The organism is Nitritalea halalkaliphila LW7, from assembly GCF_000265075.1.
GTDB lineage: Bacteria > Bacteroidota > Bacteroidia > Cytophagales > Cyclobacteriaceae > Nitritalea > Nitritalea halalkaliphila.
Genome location: NZ_AJYA01000011.1, coordinates 37,728 through 55,700, shown reverse-complemented (window position 1 = coordinate 55,700; position 17,973 = coordinate 37,728). Strand labels below are relative to the sequence as shown.

Annotated in this window: 13 protein-coding genes, 1 tRNA gene and 3 pseudogenes; 5 read left to right on the top strand and 12 right to left on the bottom strand. The window is 46.9% G+C overall.

From position 1 onward, the window contains the following. Positions 1 to 709 (bottom strand): annotated as a pseudogene (locus A3SI_RS04455) (Fe-S oxidoreductase); the annotation flags it as partial. Positions 710 to 816: 107 nt separating this feature from the next. On the opposite strand from A3SI_RS04455, the gene A3SI_RS04450 reads away from it, so the two are divergent. After that, a tRNA-Phe gene (locus A3SI_RS04450) sits at positions 817 to 889 on the top strand. A gap of 422 nt (positions 890 to 1,311) precedes the next feature. On the opposite strand, the gene A3SI_RS04445 is transcribed toward A3SI_RS04450, so the two are convergent. The 7 genes and pseudogenes from A3SI_RS04445 to accD all read right to left on the bottom strand — a co-directional run bounded on the left by A3SI_RS04445 (position 1,312) and on the right by accD (position 8,089). Continuing rightward, entirely contained in the window at positions 1,312 to 2,049 is a 738-nt protein-coding gene (locus A3SI_RS04445) for a pseudouridine synthase (protein WP_040670140.1), read from the bottom strand. After that, positions 1,950 to 2,474: a hypothetical protein gene (locus A3SI_RS04440; protein WP_156810163.1), complete on the bottom strand. Its 525-nt coding sequence runs from the start codon at positions 2,472 to 2,474 to the stop codon at positions 1,950 to 1,952. Before A3SI_RS04440 ends, A3SI_RS04445 begins: the two co-directional genes overlap by 100 nt. Before the next feature lie 202 nt (positions 2,475 to 2,676). Next, positions 2,677 to 3,489, bottom strand: a complete 813-nt coding sequence (murQ, locus tag A3SI_RS04435; protein ID WP_040670146.1) for an N-acetylmuramic acid 6-phosphate etherase — start codon at positions 3,487 to 3,489, stop codon at positions 2,677 to 2,679. Between the two features lie 827 nt (positions 3,490 to 4,316). Further along, the gene (locus A3SI_RS04430; protein ID WP_009053851.1) at positions 4,317 to 4,550 is read right to left on the bottom strand and encodes a cytochrome b5 domain-containing protein; all 234 of its coding nucleotides are present in this window, start codon (positions 4,548 to 4,550) and stop codon (positions 4,317 to 4,319) included. 117 nt (positions 4,551 to 4,667) lie between these two features. Further along, entirely contained in the window at positions 4,668 to 5,705 is a 1,038-nt protein-coding gene (locus tag A3SI_RS04425; RefSeq protein ID WP_009053850.1) for a formimidoylglutamase, read from the bottom strand. Positions 5,706 to 5,807: 102 nt separating this feature from the next. Further along, complete coding sequence (gene nqrF, locus A3SI_RS04420; protein WP_009053849.1) at positions 5,808 to 7,112, bottom strand: NADH:ubiquinone reductase (Na(+)-transporting) subunit F; 1,305 nt, start codon at positions 7,110 to 7,112, stop codon at positions 5,808 to 5,810. A gap of 135 nt (positions 7,113 to 7,247) precedes the next feature. Beyond that, positions 7,248 to 8,089, bottom strand: a pseudogene (gene accD, locus A3SI_RS04415) (acetyl-CoA carboxylase, carboxyltransferase subunit beta). Between the two features lie 219 nt (positions 8,090 to 8,308). Here accD and A3SI_RS04410 point away from each other — a divergent pair. After that, positions 8,309 to 9,952 carry a carbon starvation CstA family protein gene (locus A3SI_RS04410; RefSeq protein WP_009053848.1) on the top strand — a complete coding sequence of 548 codons (1,644 nt, stop codon included), beginning with the start codon at positions 8,309 to 8,311 and terminating at the stop codon, positions 9,950 to 9,952. 26 nt (positions 9,953 to 9,978) lie between these two features. On the opposite strand, the gene A3SI_RS04405 is transcribed toward A3SI_RS04410, so the two are convergent. The 4 genes and pseudogenes from A3SI_RS04405 to A3SI_RS04390 form a co-directional block, all read right to left on the bottom strand. Beyond that, a complete protein-coding gene (locus A3SI_RS04405; RefSeq protein ID WP_009053847.1) occupies positions 9,979 to 10,182 on the bottom strand; it encodes a hypothetical protein in 204 nt (67 codons plus the stop codon). A gap of 87 nt (positions 10,183 to 10,269) precedes the next feature. After that, positions 10,270 to 13,355 (bottom strand): annotated as a pseudogene (gene infB / locus A3SI_RS04400) (translation initiation factor IF-2). A gap of 81 nt (positions 13,356 to 13,436) precedes the next feature. Next, positions 13,437 to 14,684, bottom strand: coding sequence for a transcription termination factor NusA (nusA, locus tag A3SI_RS04395; protein WP_009053846.1), 1,248 nt, complete (start codon positions 14,682 to 14,684; stop codon positions 13,437 to 13,439). Positions 14,685 to 14,688: 4 nt separating this feature from the next. After that, on the bottom strand, positions 14,689 to 15,162 hold the full coding sequence (locus A3SI_RS04390; RefSeq protein WP_009053845.1) for a ribosome maturation factor RimP: 474 nt from the start codon (positions 15,160 to 15,162) through the stop codon (positions 14,689 to 14,691). Between the two features lie 428 nt (positions 15,163 to 15,590). Between A3SI_RS04390 and A3SI_RS04385 the strand changes: the two genes are divergently transcribed. From A3SI_RS04385 to A3SI_RS04375, 3 genes are all read left to right on the top strand, one after another. Then, positions 15,591 to 16,619: a rod shape-determining protein gene (locus A3SI_RS04385; protein ID WP_009053843.1), complete on the top strand. Its 1,029-nt coding sequence runs from the start codon at positions 15,591 to 15,593 to the stop codon at positions 16,617 to 16,619. Between the two features lie 68 nt (positions 16,620 to 16,687). Continuing rightward, the gene (gene mreC, locus A3SI_RS04380) at positions 16,688 to 17,461 is read left to right on the top strand and encodes a rod shape-determining protein MreC (RefSeq protein WP_009053841.1); all 774 of its coding nucleotides are present in this window, start codon (positions 16,688 to 16,690) and stop codon (positions 17,459 to 17,461) included. Next, positions 17,451 to 17,972, top strand: coding sequence for a hypothetical protein (locus A3SI_RS04375; RefSeq protein ID WP_009053840.1), 522 nt, complete (start codon positions 17,451 to 17,453; stop codon positions 17,970 to 17,972). Before mreC ends, A3SI_RS04375 begins: the two co-directional genes overlap by 11 nt. Position 17,973: the final 1 nt, after the last annotated feature.

The window sequence follows — 17,973 nt, the reverse complement described above, 5'->3', positions numbered from 1 at the left end:
GTGTTTCGAGTACGTCACATAGATGCAACCGAGATACCGACGATGTGGAACCACCACGCCCTAGTCCCCTGATGATGCCTTGGACGCACGTCTCAGACATCCCCACGAAGAGCGGCTGAATCAAGCCACTAAAAAACAGCCCATCCAGCAGCACGTATTTTTCTACTCCGCGCTCTGCTAAAATCTGATCCGTGGCATTCATGGTAAGAATGGCGAACATTAAGATCACCTCGATGATCAGAATCAAATTGGCATCCAGCGCCGGCCAGCCTTTCAGCTCCCCCATACGGAAACGCTTGATGTGCATCACATTTCTTCGAATCAGAAAGGCCACACATGAAACGAGCACGGCGATCGCGAGGAATTCGAAGATATTCATGGCTACCGTGTACAGCCCCCCTAGCGCTGGCGCAAAGATCCGGTGCGCTCCCGAAAGGCCGTCGATGATAAATTCCAGCACCTCCAAGTTGATGATAATGAAGGCGACATAGATTAACAAGTGAAGAAACGCGGGAATAAAGCGCTTAAACATCTTCTTTTGGCCTAAAGCCACCAGCAACATGGTCTTCCAGCGTTCTTCCGGTTGGTCATTCCGCTGCTCGCGTTTGCCTAAAAAGATGTTTCTACGTAAGAAAGAGATCCTCTTATATAGAATCACCCCTGCGATGGCAAAAATGACCAAAAAAGCGATTTGAGGTAACACACTCATACTGTTTGATTTATTGTTTATTGACGTTTTTTTTGATAATTTTTTTGTTCAGAGTATTTGCAAGTATCGATCTTATGCCTACCTTTGCATCACAATAACGGTCAAACGGTGATGTAGCTCAGTTGGTAGAGCATCGGACTGAAAATCCGTGAGTCGGTGGTTCGAGTCCACTCATCACCACGAAAAGCCCTCTCTGAGGGCTTTTTCTTTTTCTGCCCAGCGCTACCAAGGAAAGCCCACACGGGACTGCAGCCAAAAACCCCTTGCCCGCTGGAATCCAAGACCCCCATCTCCGCAGCACTTAAAGCCACCCGAACCGCTTTGCTTTCTGTTTTTTCTCGTTTCATATCACACGAACCGCTTACCCGTATTGAAATGCAAAATACAAAATAGTAGGCATGCATACTATTTATCTTATTAATTTAAAATCGGTCTAAGTTGTTTGGACTTCACCGCATCTTCTTCCTTTTTTCTCTCTAAATATCCCTCTTTTTTCGCTAGCACACACAAAAAAAAGGCTGCACTTTCTCTAAAAGAAAAGCACAGCCCCTAAGGATTGTTCAGCATCAGCTACTAAACTGTCAAAAAGCAGCTGAAGCGGCTTACTTGAAATACTTTAAGTTGACCACCTCTTTCTCAGTTAAGAACCGATAATCCCCTCTTTTGATGTCTTTTTTCGTGAGCCCAGCATACATCACACGATCGAGCGCAGTTACCTCATACCCGAAATGGGCAAAAATACGGCGTACGATACGATTTCTACCGATATGAATCTCCAGACCTAAAATGCGGCGATCCTTTGAAAGCACCTGCATGTCATCCACCTGTACAGCGCCATCTTCCAGCTCAAAGCCCGCTAAAATCGTCTCCTCATCCCCACGTGTAAGCGGCTTATCCAGCGTAACCTGATAGATCTTTTTGATTTTATTACTTGGATGCGACAGCTTGGCCGCCAACTCGCCATCATTTGTAAATAGCAGTAAGCCCGTCGTGTTACGGTCTAAACGCCCCACAGGAAACAGACGTTCCTTACCAGCGCTTTTCACCAGATTCATCACCGTTTTGCGCTCTAATGGGTCATCGGTGGTGGTGATAAAGTCTTTCGGCTTGTTTAACAGCACATAGACAGGCTTCTCCGGATAGATACGCTTTCCTTTATAGGTCACGACATCCGTAGGCGACACCTGCGCGCCTAAGGCCGTCACCACTTCTCCATTCACCTTCACTTCCCCTTCAGCGATCAGCGTATCCGCCTCCCTTCTGGAACAAATCCCCGCGTTAGCGATAAATTTATTGAGACGCAGTGAGGTCTTCGGTGTCTTATTACGCTTCTCTTCGATACGCGAGAAGTCATAGGAAGGCGCTCCTGCTCTTCTGTCACGCTACCTCTCCCTTTCGTCTCCTTAAAAGGCTTTCTTTTGCCTTTTCCTTCTTTGGCTTCGCCAAAAACCGGGCGCTCCTGCTTGTCTCTACCGACATAGGTCCGCGGTGCTGCTTCCTTCTCGGTAGCCTTTTCCGCTTTAAAGCCAGGCTTTCCTGAGCGCTCCCCCTTCGCTGTAACTCCCTTAGGGCCCTTTCCATAACGCTCCTGATCGCGCGCCTCAGATTTTTTATACTGCTGCACTGCTTTGGCGACATCCGTTTCTTCGATTTGGCCCGTGGCCAACATCCGCTTCACCCTCGCTGCAAAATCTCCTTCTTGAGTGGACTTGGCTGTGTACGGAGCCTCTTTTCCTTTTGCGGAACCGCTTGGAACTTGTCGCACGCGGCTTAAAAGGCTTAGACGCAGCACCAGACTTGTTGGAAACGCCCTTAGGCGCATTACTTTTGTTGTTCTTGTTATTTTTCATGCGTATTGCAACATCCCTGCTGTAAATGAATAAACCCCGAGCATCGCGCTACGGGGCTGCAAATATACGATAAATAATTTGTTATTTCGATGAAATAAATAAAAGTGTATCAGCGGGTTATGGCTTAGGCTTATAGAAGTCTTCCACGGCTGCCCGAACAGAGCCTTTGGTTAGGAGAAGTTCCTTGGCCTCTGCTTCAGCTAGGCCTGTAGATTCCATAATCATTCGGGTCCCACGGAGCACGAGCTTTTCATTTGAGAGCTGCATATCGACCATTTTATTTCCTTTTACCCTTCCCAGCTTGATCATGACACTTGTGGAAATCATGTTAAGCAAAAGCTTTTGGGCGGTACCCGCCTTCATGCGCGTACTTCCAGTAACAAACTCGGGACCCACGATAGCAGCGATGGGATGCTCGGAGACTGCGGCTAAAGGTGTATCGGCGTTACAGGTAATACAGGCCGTTAAAAGCCCTTTTTCGCGCGCCATACGGATAGCCCCGATCACATAGGGCGTAGTGCCTGAAGCGGCGATGCCGATAACGCTGTCCTGAGGATGAAAACCATGCTGCTGTATATCGATCCAGCCCTGCTCTTCATCATCCTCAGCATTTTCTACTGCCTTTCGAATGGCCTGATCGCCTCCCGCGATGAGACCGATAACCACATCATCCGGTACCCCATAAGTAGGCGGGCATTCGGAGGCATCTAAGATGCCCAGCCTGCCACTAGTGCCCGCTCCTATGTAAAAGAGGCGCCCTCCTGCCTGCATACGGGGGACGAGTGCGTGAATAAACTGTTCTACATTCGGAAGCACCTTAGCCACCGCTTCGGGTACCTTATGGTCTTCCTCGTTCATGTGGCGGAGTAAATCTCCGACCTCCATAAGTTCGAGGTTATCGTATAATGAGGGGCTTTCAGTCGTTTTCATCGGCAGAATGATAGAGGGTGAGACCAGCAATAGGCTTTCCAGAATCGTAGCGACCGGCATTTGAAAACGCGTGGCCACACGACGCAGGATATCACTATTATAAAAAGCAATCGACCCTACAAAGCTAACAGTTTTCTCGGTATAATTCTCGTATTTCAGCACATGCTTCTCAAAGAATTTTACGAAAGCCTGTTCAATTAATAAAAAACAGTAGGGATCTGATTTATTTTCCGTTATAAATTCACAGAAGCTAGCCAAATATTTTCCTGGAAAAGGAGCCTGGTATACCTGTTGGATGATGGTCGGGTAGTCCAATGCTTGCTTCTTCAGAAGCTTTTCCCGGATATGTAGTGGCATTTCATCATGAATAAAATCTAGGATAAACTGCTTACCGATAGCAGAACCACTGCCTTCATCGCCTAAGATAAAGCCTGGGGCGGGACGTTTGGCGATGATCTCAGCACCATTATAATCACAGCTATTACTTCCGGTGCCTAGGATACAGGAGATTCCTGCCTTTCGCCCGAGCGTGGCTCGTGCCGCGGCCATCATGTCATGCTGCACGTCCAGTATAGCGCTGGGGAAAACTTCCCGCAGTCGCTCTGCTACACGCTTTTTATTTTCTGGCAGCGTACAGCCTGCACCGTAAAAGAACACCTTTTCCGCTTGCGTTCCTAAGTCCTTAAGAAACTCTTGATTGAGGGCCTCACGAATTTCCGCATCATGCTGATAGTTAGGGTTAAAACCCGGGCTACGAAACTGCGTAATTTTCCCCTTATCGATGACTCTCCAGTCTGTTTTACTGGCACCGCTGTCTGCTAATACGATCATATTTTTAGCGTTCCTATGACTTCAAATTTTAAAAAAACCTGCTCCGTATGAGGAGCTTGCGCCAGCTCCTCCGTCAGGTCCTGACCAGCCCAGTGCTCATAATGCTTGCCATTTTTCCAAAGCCGCGAACTGGACACGTCGTAAATTTTACCTGCGTAGGCGACCCAAATCTCGGGCCTATCCTGACCATTTCGGAGGGCTAACTGGCTCTTGGTATACGTTTTAACCATTTTTCAATTGTGCTTGAATCCAGCGATCGGGAATCTCTCCAGAAAGTGCGAGTGCATAATCCTCGCGCGTACAGGGGATCATACTCGCTCGCTTGTGCCGTAAGGGAAAAAACCCGTCTAACTGCGCCGGCGGAATTTCCATCCACCATTTGTTGGTACGCTTGCTTTTATAAAGGTCAGCACCCCCCCTTTCGTATCGAGGGATACCGTGTATTTCATGTAATCCACAGAATCAAAGGACAGGTTATGCTCCCGCTCGTAGAAACCATCGATAAAATACCAGAGCATGACCGCAGCCACCTGCGCGGTACGGTTATGAGCATCATCATAATAGGGCTGGTATCCATAAAGCCCGAAAGAGCTTAACTTTTCGCTACTCCCCGCGAATCGGGCTAGTTGACAGGCCTCTGTGGCCGTAAGGCCAAAAGCTTGTGCATCGTAAACTCCAGGGGCATCTGCGGCCTGAATAGCACAGAGATCGAAGGAAACCAGATCCGTTTGCCGCAGTAGCGGCTCCACCTCACTTATGTCTGCGCGTAACTCCCCCAGACGCATGAGATCAAAATTTAATTTCTCTATTGCCATCAGCAGGTCAGGATCATTTAAATAGCGCTGATAGGCAATATGCGCTGAGGAAAACAGAAAGTTGGGCTCATGCAAAACAATCTGTTGCGTATGCCCAGCACAAGGCTCGCCCGTAATCTCTTCCATATCCACTTTGGCATCCACAGTCAGTAGCGATACCATTTTATTCATGCCCTCATATGCTCTGTATTGTCCGATATCTAGATCATGGCTACCGCCAAAAAAAACGGGCAGAAGCTGTTTTTCCAGACACCGCTGTCCCACTTCGGCTATCCGCGCATAGGTTTCTTCTAGGGTATCTCCAGGAATAAGGTCCCCGAGGTCCGCTACCTTAATGCGGGTATCGTGCTTCATTAAGCGGTAGAGCTTCTCGCGAATTTCGAAAGTGCCACGCTCCATACTTTGGTTATGCTGGGCACCACGTGCTTCGGTTAGCCCGATAAGCACCACATCGATATGTGATAAATCCGGAAAAAACCCAGTATGCGCATAAATATGCGCATAGAATGACCGAGGGTGATAATTGAGTTGTGTAAGTTCTTCGGAGATAGGGTAGAAAAAATTTTCCAAGAGTAAAAGGATTTAAATTACATCAAAAATACGGATTTTTTTTGGCTTAAAAAGCAGAAAACCCCGCTCCGCGGGGTTTCCTTTGTATAGAGGTGGTCGATATTAACCTCCGAAGTCATCAAAACGGATATTCTCGTCTGGAATCCCTAGATCTTCTAGCATTTTTAATACTGCTGAGTTCATCAACGGAGGACCACAGAGATAAAATTCTATTTCGTCCGGATCAGGATGATCTTTTAGATAATTATCGTACAGCACTTGGTGGATGAATCCTACATAACCATCACCTTCTTTATCATCCAGCGATTTTTTTAGTTTCCAGTTATCCTCAGGGAATGGCTCAGATAAACCAATGTGGAAAGAGAAATTAGGGAAATCTTTTTCGATATCTCTGAAATGAGGCACGTAGAAAAGTTCTTTTTTCGAACGTCCACCATACCAGTAAGATACCTTTCTATCTGACTTCTCCGTATGGAAGAGATGGAAGATATGCGAACGTAAAGGAGCCATACCTGCACCCCCACCGATGTAGATCATCTCTCGCTGGGTAGGGTTAATGTGGAACTCCCCATAAGGCCCTGAAATGGTAACCTTATCACCAGCTTTCTGAGCGAAAACATAGGAAGAACAGATACCAGGATTCACATCCATCCATTTGTTATTCGCTCTGTCCCATGGTGGGGTAGCGATACGAATGGTCAGCATAACGATATTACCTTCTGCTGGGTGGTTCGCCATAGAGTAAGCGCGGAAGATTTCTTCGTCATTTTTCATGACCAGATCCCACATACCGAACTTATCCCACTCCGACTTGTACACATCAGGCTTGTGCCCTAATTCAGGGTGTGGTGTGATATCGATGTCTTTAAAATTAACCGTCACTGGCGGTACATCCACCTGAATATATCCACCCGGCTCGAAGTCTAACGTCTCGCCTTCAGGTAGTTTCACTTTAAATTCTTTGATGAAAGTAGAAACGTTGTAGTTCGAAACAACCTCACATTCCCACTTCTTGATACCGAAAATCTCTTCGGGAATGCGAATACGCATGTCTTGCTTCACTTTCACTTGGCAAGATAGACGTACTTTTTCTTGTTTTTCAGCACGCGATAGGTGACCTTCTTCCGTCGGCAGTACCTCACCACCTCCGTCTTCGATCACGCACTTACACATGGCACAAGTTCCACCGCCTCCACAGGCGGAAGGAAGGAATATCTTCTTATTCGACAAGGTGTTCAGCAAGGTCGTTCCGGCAGAAGCTACAATAGGATTTTTCTCATCCCCATTGATGATAATCTTCACATCACCAGAATTCACAAGCTTAGACTGGGCGAACAATAAGATAAACACGAGTAGCAAGATAATAAAGGTAAATGCTACAATCGATGTAATAATTACAGAACCCATTTAACTATGATTTACATTAATTTACGGTACGCGATATGCTATTCCCTACAAATATATTATATAAAAGAAGAAAATACAGGCTTTTTGCTGAAGAATTCTTCTCTATTCCTAATTCAAAACAGGTCTAAAAGACACTTAGTTCTTCAGAAGCTGAAGAAGTGTGCTTATTCTGCTTTTCAACTGCCGTCTATCGATTATGAAATCCAAAAACCCATGCTCGAGCACAAATTCAGAACTTTGGAAGCCTTTCGGCAGATCTTTTCCGATCGTTTCACGGATAACACGTGGGCCTGCGAAACCAATTAATGCGCCAGGTTCTGCGATATTAAAATCGCCCAGCATGGCATAAGAGGCCGTCACCCCACCTGTGGTAGGATCTGTCAGCAAAGAAATATAAGGAATACCTGCCTCATCTAATCGCGCAAGCTTCGCGGATGTTTTCGCCATCTGCATTAAGCTAAATCCAGCTTCCATCATACGCGCTCCACCAGACTTAGAAATCATCATAAAAGGCACCTTATGCGCTAGGGAGTAATCGATGGCGCGTGCGATTTTTTCCCCCACCACAGAGCCCATAGACCCTCCGATGAAATTAAAATCCATACATGCGACTACCAAGTCATGTCCGTCGCATTTTCCCACCGCAGCTCGTACAGCGTCGTTAAGTTCCGCCTTCTTGATCGAACTTTCGATTCGAGCTGTATAAGGCTTCGTGTCCACGAAGTGAAGTGGTCCGCAGAACGCATGTCCGCATCTAATTCTTCAAATTTATTATGGTCAAATAGAATCGCAAAGTATTCCTTAGAGCCAATTTTGACGTGGTAATCATCATCAGGACACACATACGCATTATTTTTTAATTCACGCGTATGGATAATATTTCCCTTTGGGGTCTTAAACCAAAGCCCGTCTGGGGTGTCCTTTTTCTCCTCTGTAGAGGTCTTGATACCTTTGTCTGTACGTTTAAACCAAGCCATATTAACTTTTTTGGTGAAGAAAACATATTCAGGAAATGCAAATTTAGCCGCTTTCTCCATTAAATAAAATGAAAAGACTATCTTACTGTGCTTTACACGCATCTAGCTCAAATAAGTTATGCACATACATCGACAGCTATTTAGCGCATTTACACCTTAAGCTACAAACACTTCAGGTTCATTTTGTCGTTTAGATGTTAACATTAAACCCTGTATACCATGCAACTTATCTATCTGTTACTCGCAGCAGCAGTGCTTTTATTTTTCGCTTACCGTATCTACGGAAAATATGTTTTCGCTAAATTCAACCTGCACGATCGCGAACCTGCGCCCTCTCACACCTACCAAGACGGCGTAGATTACGTTCCCAGTAAGCCGGGCGTCGTCCTCGGACACCATTTTGCATCCATCGCCGGCGCAGGACCTATAGTAGGCCCCATCATCGCAGTCACTTTCGGCTGGATCCCTGCTGTGCTTTGGATTCTCATCGGTGGAATTTTCTTCGGTGCCGTTCATGACCTGGGAAGTATCGCCGCATCCTTAAAACATCAAGGCAAGTCTATCGGCGTGATCATCGAAAAAAACATTGGCCTAAAAGGCAAAAGACTTTTCATCCTCTTTTCCTTCTCTACGCTCATTTTGGTCATCGCCGTCTTCGCTGACATCATCGCTAAAACCTTCGTCAATAACCCCGGCGTGGCTTCCGCATCCGCCTTATTCATCGTTTTGGCTATAGTGTTTGGGCAGTTAAACCGCTTTTTTGGCGGCACGAAAGTTGGATTTTCCCTACTCACTATTGCTGGAGTGGCGATCATGTACTATTTCGTGTACCTCGGCATGCAGCTTCCCTTAGCCCTCTCTTATGATTTCTGGATCTACCTGCTGATGGCCTACGCCTTCTTTGCCTCAGTAGCACCGGTATCCGTGCTGCTACAGCCTCGGGACTACCTGAACAGCTTCCTTCTCTACGGGCTTATGCTGGCTGCTGTAGCGGGCATTCTGGTAGCTAACCCCAGCATCGCGATGGACAGTGAAATCTATATCAGTAGCGATACCCTCGGTTACATATTCCCTGTTCTATTCGTCACCGTGGCATGTGGCGCCATAAGCGGATTTCATAGCCTGGTAGCCTCTGGAACCACCTCCAAGCAGCTCGACAAACCTAGCGATGCGAAAATCGTGGGCTTCGGCGGAATGCTTATTGAGTCTTTTTTAGCCATTATTGCCGTAGGTTCTGTGTTAATTTTAAGTCGCGGTGAATACATAGAACGACTAGGAGCGGAAGGACCTGTACCGCTTTTTGCCTCTGGCCTAGGCCAAATGATTAGTAGCCTCGGACTGGAGGAAAGTTTCGCCGTCGCCTTCGTGGCCCTTACCGTATCCGCCTTCGCGATGACCACCTTAGACACCTGCACCCGACTGGCACGCTTCACCGTCCAGGAATACTTCGATAATGTCCCTGAAAAGCGCCTGCAGGCTACAGGCCAAAACCGCTTTGTGGCCACTGGTTTCGTCGTTATCGTGTCTATGCTCCTCCTTACATCGGGAGAATTTAGCACCCTATGGCCTATTTTTGGTTCTGCGAACCAATTACTCGCCGCGCTGGCACTTCTGGCGGTAGCTGTCTGGCTAATACGTCAGAAAGTGGAAGCACGCTTCGTAACCATTCCCATGTTTTTTATGTTCGGTGTCACGCTCAGCTCTCTCGCACTGTTTGCCTTTAATAATTTTAAAAAGGAGGTATATGTCCTGTCCGCGATAGCCGCTGTCTTATTTATAATGGCACTCGCGCTGATTCTCCTTGCGCGGCAGCGCTTAAAAAAAGAAATCAACCAAGAGGAAGATGAAAAACTTTCTGTCTGATCGTTATCCGTGCAGGCGCTTCTCTTTTAGCTGGCAGCGGTTAACACATGCAGAATCCCGTACAGAACAGCTCCTGTAAGGGCCATGCCCCCGTAAACACGCAGTACCTTTAGTCGATTAAAGCGATCTAAAAACCAAAGCACAAAAACGGGACGAATAAAACCGATTAGCATATTTAAAAGTCCCCAAAAGGCGATAAAAAGCGCAAATCCCTTGAGTAAATGAATCATATAAAAATCCTTTAAACTAAAGAAAAGGCTGTCAAGAATACTGACAGCCTTTTCGCTTATAATATGGAGGCGACTACCTCCATTCGCTTATTTTTTACGCTTGATCTCTTGCATGGTATAGCCTTCGATCGTATCGTCGATTTGAATATTATTATAGTTTTTAATCGAGATACCACACTCGTAACCTGCCTTCACCTCAGCCACATCGTCTTTAAAACGCTTCAGCTGATCGATGTCACCATCGTGAATCACGATACCGTCACGGATCACGCGAATCTTGTTCTTACGCGTGATGAAACCATCGGTCACGTAACAGCCAGCCACGGTACCCACTTTAGATATCTTAAATACCTCACGCACTTGGATATTTCCAGTGATGACTTCTTCGAATTCTGGCTCCAACATTCCCTCGATAGCATCCTTGATTTGATTGATCGCATCGTAGATAATCGAGTAGTGACGGATTTCGATTTCCTCCTGCTCGGCGAGACGCTTCGCGTTCGAGGAAGGTCGTACTTGGAAACCGAGAATAATCGCATCAGAAGCAGAAGCGAGGAGAACATCCGATTCCGAAATTTGTCCTACACCTTTATGAATGATGTTTACACTTACCTCGTCTTTACTTAACTTCAATAAGGAATCAGAAAGCGCCTCTACAGAACCATCCACGTCACCTTTAATGATGATGTTAAGCTCTTTAAAGCTACCGATGGCGAGACGACGACCGATTTCATCCAGTGTAATGTGCTTCTTCGTTCGCATGCTTTGCTCGCGAAGGATCTGCTCGCGAGAGTTCGCTATTTCACGTGCTTCGCGCTCATTATCATAGACTTTAAAGGTGTCACCAGCCTGTGGTGCACCACTTAGACCGAGGACCTGCACAGGAGTGGAAGGACCCGCTTCTTTAAGCTTTTTACCTGTATGATCGAACATCGCTTTCACACGTCCATAATGCTGACCTGCTAAAATGACATCCTGTACACGTAGGTACCCGCTTGAACCATAACGGTGGCTACGTATCCACGTCCTTTATCTAAGGAGGCTTCTACTACTGTACCCACAGCGTTTTTATCTGGGTTCGCTGTTAACTCCAGAATTTCCGCTTCGAGGAGTACTTTCTCAAGTAATTCTTCAACACCCGCACCTGTTTTCGCAGAGATATCCTGGGACTGGTATTTACCTCCCCATTCTTCCACGAGCAAGTTCATATTTGCTAGTGCTTCTTTGATTTTATGCGGATTTGCATTTGGCTTATCCACCTTGTTAATCGCGAAGATCATCGGTACACCAGCCACCTGCGCGTGATTAATCGCCTCTTTCGTTTGAGGCATGATGTCATCATCCGCAGCAATCACGATAATCGCGACATCTGTAATCTTAGCTCCCCGCGCACGCATGGCCGTAAAGGCTTCGTGACCAGGAGTATCTAGGAATGCAATTTTATTTCCTTGGGCCGTTTTCACGTCATACGCCCCGATGTGCTGGGTGATACCCCCCGCCTCATCAGCAGTAACTTTAGAACGACGGATGTAATCGAGTAGGGATGTTTTACCATGATCGACGTGACCCATGATCGTAACGATAGGCGCACGTGGAATTAAATCTTCCTCAGCGTCTACGTCTTCGACGATTTCTTCCTCTTCATCCGCCTTCGTAAAGGAAACTTCGTAACCGAATTCATCTGCGATAACAGTAATCGCTTCAGCATCTAAACGCTGGTTAATGGACACGAACATGCCCAAACTCATACACGTCGAGATAATTTCGTTTACAGAGACATCTAATAGTGAGGCTAAATCATTCGCAGAGATAAACTCCGTTACGCGAAGTAACTTCGTTTCCTCCATTCCAGAGTCGGTGTCGCGACCTCTTTCTTGACGTTTATCCCTACGGTTTTTCCCTTTCCCTCCACCAGATTTGCCGCCTCCTTGAAGACGCGCCAGTGTCTGCTTGATCTGATCTTGGATTTCTTTCTGCGTAGGTTCCGCTTTAACGGTACGCTTATCGCCACCACGCTGTTGATTTCCACCTCGTGGATTGTTTCTGTTTCCAGGTCGATTATTTCCTGCAACGCCTTGGTTTGGACGATTACCGCCTTGACCTTGTGGGCGTGTTCCTGCATTCCCTCCAGCACCTGTGGCTCCACCCGCTGCTCCGGGCGTACCAGGTTTATCGATACGCTTGCGTGGACGCTTTTTCTTATTTCCGCGCTCGTCAGAACTGGCGACAGGCTTGTTGCCTCCACCTTTCTTCTTCGGCCGCTCCACGGGGAGCTCGATTTTACCGAGTACTGTAAGCCCTTTCAGTGACTCCGCTTTGGCAGAAATCACCTGGTCTTCTTTTGTCTCGGCAGGCTTGGCATCTTCTTTCGGGGCCGGCGCCTGAGAGGCTGCTACCTCTTTCTTCTGTGCTGGAGCAGCAGGCTCCTGCGCTTTCTCCTGCGCCTTAGGAGGAGTGTTTTCTTTTGCTTTTATCACCTTTTTACTATCGGCTGCCGGAGCAGACTCTTTATTGATTGCTGTTGGTTTGGAGTCTGGCTTAGCTGCCGACACCGAAGTTTCTTTGGGTGGTTTAGATTCAGCGCGTGTAGAAGGAGTCGTCTCCGGCTGAGTGGGCGCAGCAGGAGGTGTAACTTGAGGTTTTTCTGCCTGCGGCTTCTCAGCCTGAGGAGCATTTTTCTCCGCCTCTTTTAAAGGCGGAGTGGCTGCTTGAGGTTCTGGTGCTTTTTCAGTAGCTGGTTTAGGAGCAGGGCTTCCCTTACCGCCTAAATCGATTTTACCCAGCACTTTTATTCCCTGAAGCTTTGGCGCTTCCGCCTTCACTTTATCGTCAGCTTTCACTTCAGGCTTAGCTGTCGGCTTAGCAGCAGGCTGTGGTTTCGGCTCAGGTTTTTTATGCTCTGTTTTTTTCACTTCTTTCGCATCAGAAGCCGCTTCAATCGTGAAGTTTTCATGATGCCTTTTGCCTATAGAAAGATGGGAAGCTTCTTCCTTCTCCTTCGCAGAGGACTTGAATTCTTTTGCAAGCAGACTATACTGCTCACCACTAATTTTTGAGTTAGGGTTCAGCTCCACCTCATAGCCCTTTTTCCCTAGTGTCTCCACTATGGTGGCTAAGCCCACATTCAATTTTCGGGCGGCCTGACCTAATCTCATCATTTTTTCTTCTGACATACGCTAAAACCTCTTTCTAATTCTTTAGCAAATATAAGCGGTATAATCGTTAAAATTGTTATTATCGTTATAAGCCTTTTGCTACTGTTCAAACTCTTGTTTTAAAATTCTGAAGATCTCGACGATAGTTTCTTCTTCTAGTTCAGTCCTTCTAACCAGATCTTCTACACTTAGGCTTAGCACTGACTTCGCAGTATCTAGCCCTGTTTTCTTTAATTCTTCTATAATCCAAGCATCGATTTCATCGGAAAACTCCATCAAATCGACATCCTCGTCATCCTCGTATTCTGGTGTATCCCGGAACACATCGATCTCCATTCCTACCAAGCGGCTGGCTAAGCGGATGTTATACCCTCCTTTTCCGATAGCCAAAGATACTTGATCTGGCTTAAGAAATACCGAAATCCGCATGTTTTCCTTATCTAAAGTAATGGAGGTTACCTTAGCAGGGCTTAAAGCGCGCGCCACATAGAGCTCTAAATTCTCCGTGAAGTTAATCACATCGATGTTTTCATTCTGCAATTCACGTACCACAGCATGAATACGGCTTCCTTTCATCCCCACACAGGCTCCTACCGGATCGATGCGGTCATCATAGGACTCCACAGCTACCTTAGCGCGCTCTCCTGGCTCGCGAACGACCTTCTTAATGGTGATGAGACCATCGTAAATCTCAGGCACCTCGTTTTCAAAGAGACGCTCTAAGAAAATCGGACTTGTGCGTGAAAGAATAATCTTCGGATTCCCGTTAATCATCTCCACTTTATGCACAATCGCTCGAATCATATCCCCCTTGCGGAAGCGATCCTTCGGGATCTGTTCGCCCTTGGGCAAAGAAAGCTCGTTGTTCTCAGCATCCACCAAAATGAGCTCTCGACCTAAAATCTGATAAACCTCCGCCGTGATAATCTCTCCTACCAGCTCCTCATAGTGCGCATAGAGATTGTCTTTCTCTAGATCACGCACCTTCTGGATCAATGTCTGGCGGGCCATCTGCACAGATCTTCTGCCAAATGACTCTAGTTCTATCTTTTCGTATACTTCTTCGCCTATTTCGAAATCAGGTTCGATAGCACGTGCCTCCGTCAGCGATATCTTATCAAAATCCCAGATATCTTCTGAGTCGTCGTCTACAATTTCCCGAATACGAAGAATCTCTAAATCCCCCTTATCCGCATTTATCGTTACATCAAAATTCTCGTCCGTCTCATATTTCCTACGGATCATAGCTCTAAAAACATCCTCTAAAATACGGATCATCGTAGGCCTGTCCACATTTTTCTTGCCAGCAAATTCGGCAAAGGAGTCGATAAGTTCTTTTGCGTTCATGTAATTATTTGAAAGAGACTAACACAATTGATTTTTTTATTTCTTCAAAGGGCACCACCAAAGCTTTTTCTTCGGCCTTTTTCCCCTTAACCTTTTCTTTTACCAGCAGCTGTATCGCACTATCCTGAACTTCCTCCAACTTGCCTTCAAGTGTAAGCCCTGTCGTCGTGGCGACCTGCAACTGTCTGCCAATATTTTTTGCATACTGCCGAGGAGTCTGCAGAGGGAAATCCACCCCCGGGGAGCTGCACTCTAACACATAAGCATCTTCAAAAACCGCTTCTTCCTCCAGCTCAGCACCTACTGCACGACTTACCGCAGCACATACATCTATTTCTAAGCCATGGTCGGCATCGATTAAAACCTCTACCCGCATGCGCCCAGAAACAGGCTTTATGCGCACATCTACTATATAATAGCGCTCATCGGGCAGATGCCGCTGCACCATCTCGGATACCACTTGCACTTTATCCATCATTCGAATCGGTATAATGAAAGAGGGGACTTCTGTCCCCTCTACTGTTGTCTGACTTAACTAACCGCTACAAAGGTAAATAAAAATTATCAATATAAAAAAACCGGATTCCAAGTGAAAAAAAATGACTGTCAGGCACCTTATTTGCTAACTCAGACCACGTAATGGACCGATCCAGCTCAGCATCCTGTTACACGCAGCCCACCCCCATGTCCTGACATCCTGCTGCTCTATCCGTTTCGGTCCTAAAAAAAATGCTTCAGAAAACGCATATAATCAGATCAAAGTAATAATTTTGTAATCGATTTGCCTTAACCTAAGGGACCTTGTGAATCACACCCTTTTCTTTCAAGCCGAACTTCGCATTCGGAATTCAGAAAAAAAACAGCTCAAAATCATTTATACACGCTTACAGACACTTCACGCTACATATGGGATTATTTGATTTTTTTTCTAGCGACATCGCTATCGATTTAGGAACTGCGAATACATTAATTATTCATAAAGAAAAAATAGTCGTGGATGAGCCCTCTATCATCGCCATCGATCGCAGCAACAACAAAGTGCTCGCTATCGGGAAAGATGCGATGAACATGCACGAAAAGACACATAAAAACATAGAAACCATCCGCCCACTAAAAGACGGCGTGATCGCAGACTTCTATGCAGCTGAACAAATGATCCGAGGGCTCATCAAAATGATCCCCGGACACGGCTCCAGCTTCTTTCCGAAGTCGCACCGTATGGTCATCTGCATCCCCTCCGGCATTACCGAGGTAGAAAAGCGTGCCGTACGAGACAGTGCGGAACATGCCGGAGCTAAGGAAGTCTACATGATTTATGAACCGATCGCTGCAGCAGTGGGTATCGGCATCGACATCGAGAAGCCCCTGGGGTCTATGATTGTGGATATCGGAGGAGGTACTACAGAAATCGCCCTCATCGCGCTGTCCGGCATCGTGGCTGACCAGTCCATCCGTGTGGCAGGAGACTCCTTCACGAAAGATATCCTCGATTACATGCGCCGTCAGCATAACCTACTCATCGGAGAACGCTCCGCTGAAAAAGTGAAAATCGCCATCGGCTCAGCACTCACCGAACTGGATGATGCCCCAGAAGATTATGAAATCCGCGGCCGTGACCTGATGACAGGTATTCCTAAAGTCATCAAGGTTTCCTACTCAGAGGTGGCCTTCGCACTCGATAAATCCGTTTCTAAAATCGAGGACGCCGTACTCCGCGCTCTAGAAATCGCCCCACCGGAACTCTCTGCAGATATCTACGATAATGGCATTCACCTCACTGGGGGTGGAGCGCTGCTCAAAGGGCTCGATAAAAGGCTACACCAAAAAACAAAACTCCCTATCCATATCGCCGAAGACCCGCTGCGCGCAGTGGTAAGAGGTACGGGTACTGCTTTAAAAAATCTGAACAGCTTTAAGTCTGTTTTGATGACCTAATCCGGCATGCGAAAAATATTTCTGTTTCTCTATAAAACACGCGCTTCCTACTTTTCGTTTTCCTGCAGGTGATCGCCCTGTCGCTGCTGTTCTCCAAACAGCCGCAGCAAGGCAGCGTCGCCTTAAATAGCGCCAACAAGTGGGTAGGGGGTATCCTAGATACACAGAACACGATTCGAGAATATTTCGAGCTGCGCCAAATAAACGCTGGCCTCTTAGAAAAAAACACCAAACTGCTCGGTGAATTAGCACTATATAAACGCGGTGTGGATAGCGTTTACATACCACTCGACAGCGTACAGCAGGAGTATGCCTATTTCGGAGCGAAAATCATTCGAAATAGCATCCATCTGAACCGCAACTATTTCACCCTAAACAAGGGCAGCAAGGATGGTATTCAGGAAGGTATGGGCGTGTTTAATGAAGAAGGCGCCATCGGCAGAATTCGCTCCGTGAGTGAAAACTATGCCGTGGGCTTCTCTATTTTACATACCGAAACCAAGCTTTCCGCCGTTATAGCCTCAAGTGGCGTTCTCGGCTCTGTAAGTTGGGACGGACAGAGCGCGAAACAAGCGAAGCTGGACTTTGTGCCCCGGCACGTAGAAGTAGCGGTCGGCGACCGCATCCTGACTTCTGGCTTTAATACCATTTTCCCCCCCGGAATCCCCGTAGGAAGGGTTAGCAAGGTAGAAACTGCCTCGGGAAACAGTAACTATCTCGATATCACCATAGACTTAGAGGTTAATTTTTCCAGCCTGAATTATGTCTATGTCGTGAACCACACGAATAAGGAAGAATTAAACGAACTACACGAAGCCGCCCAAATCGACGATGCCTTTTAACTCATTTTTACGCGAAATCGGTCATGGACTCCTCTTCTTAGCCGTACAGGTCATTTTCCTGAAGCAGCTCGTGCTCTTCGGATACGCCTTTCTGCTGCTTTACCCGCTATTCCTCTTACTGCTTCCGATACGGCGTAAATCACTCTCTTTACTCCTCATTTCCTTCGTGTATGGCCTGCTACTCGACGCTTTCTACGATACAGGAGGCATGCATACCGCGGCACTGTTGACCTTAGCGCTGGTGCGCAATCTTTGGCTGGAAGCCCTCACGCCTACAGGAGGCTATGCCGATATCGAAACGCCACATGCCCTGAACATGGGAGTGGGCTGGTTTATCCTCTATGCCACCCCGCTGCTCCTGCTGCATCATTTGATTTTCTTCGGTTTAGACAGCCTCGGCCTGGGAAACTGGGGATTGATGGCGCTAAAAACCGGAAGCAGCCTGCTCCTAGCACTTAGCGCCAGCCTGGTGGTGCAGCTGCTATTTTATTCGAAAAAACGTGCACTTTAAG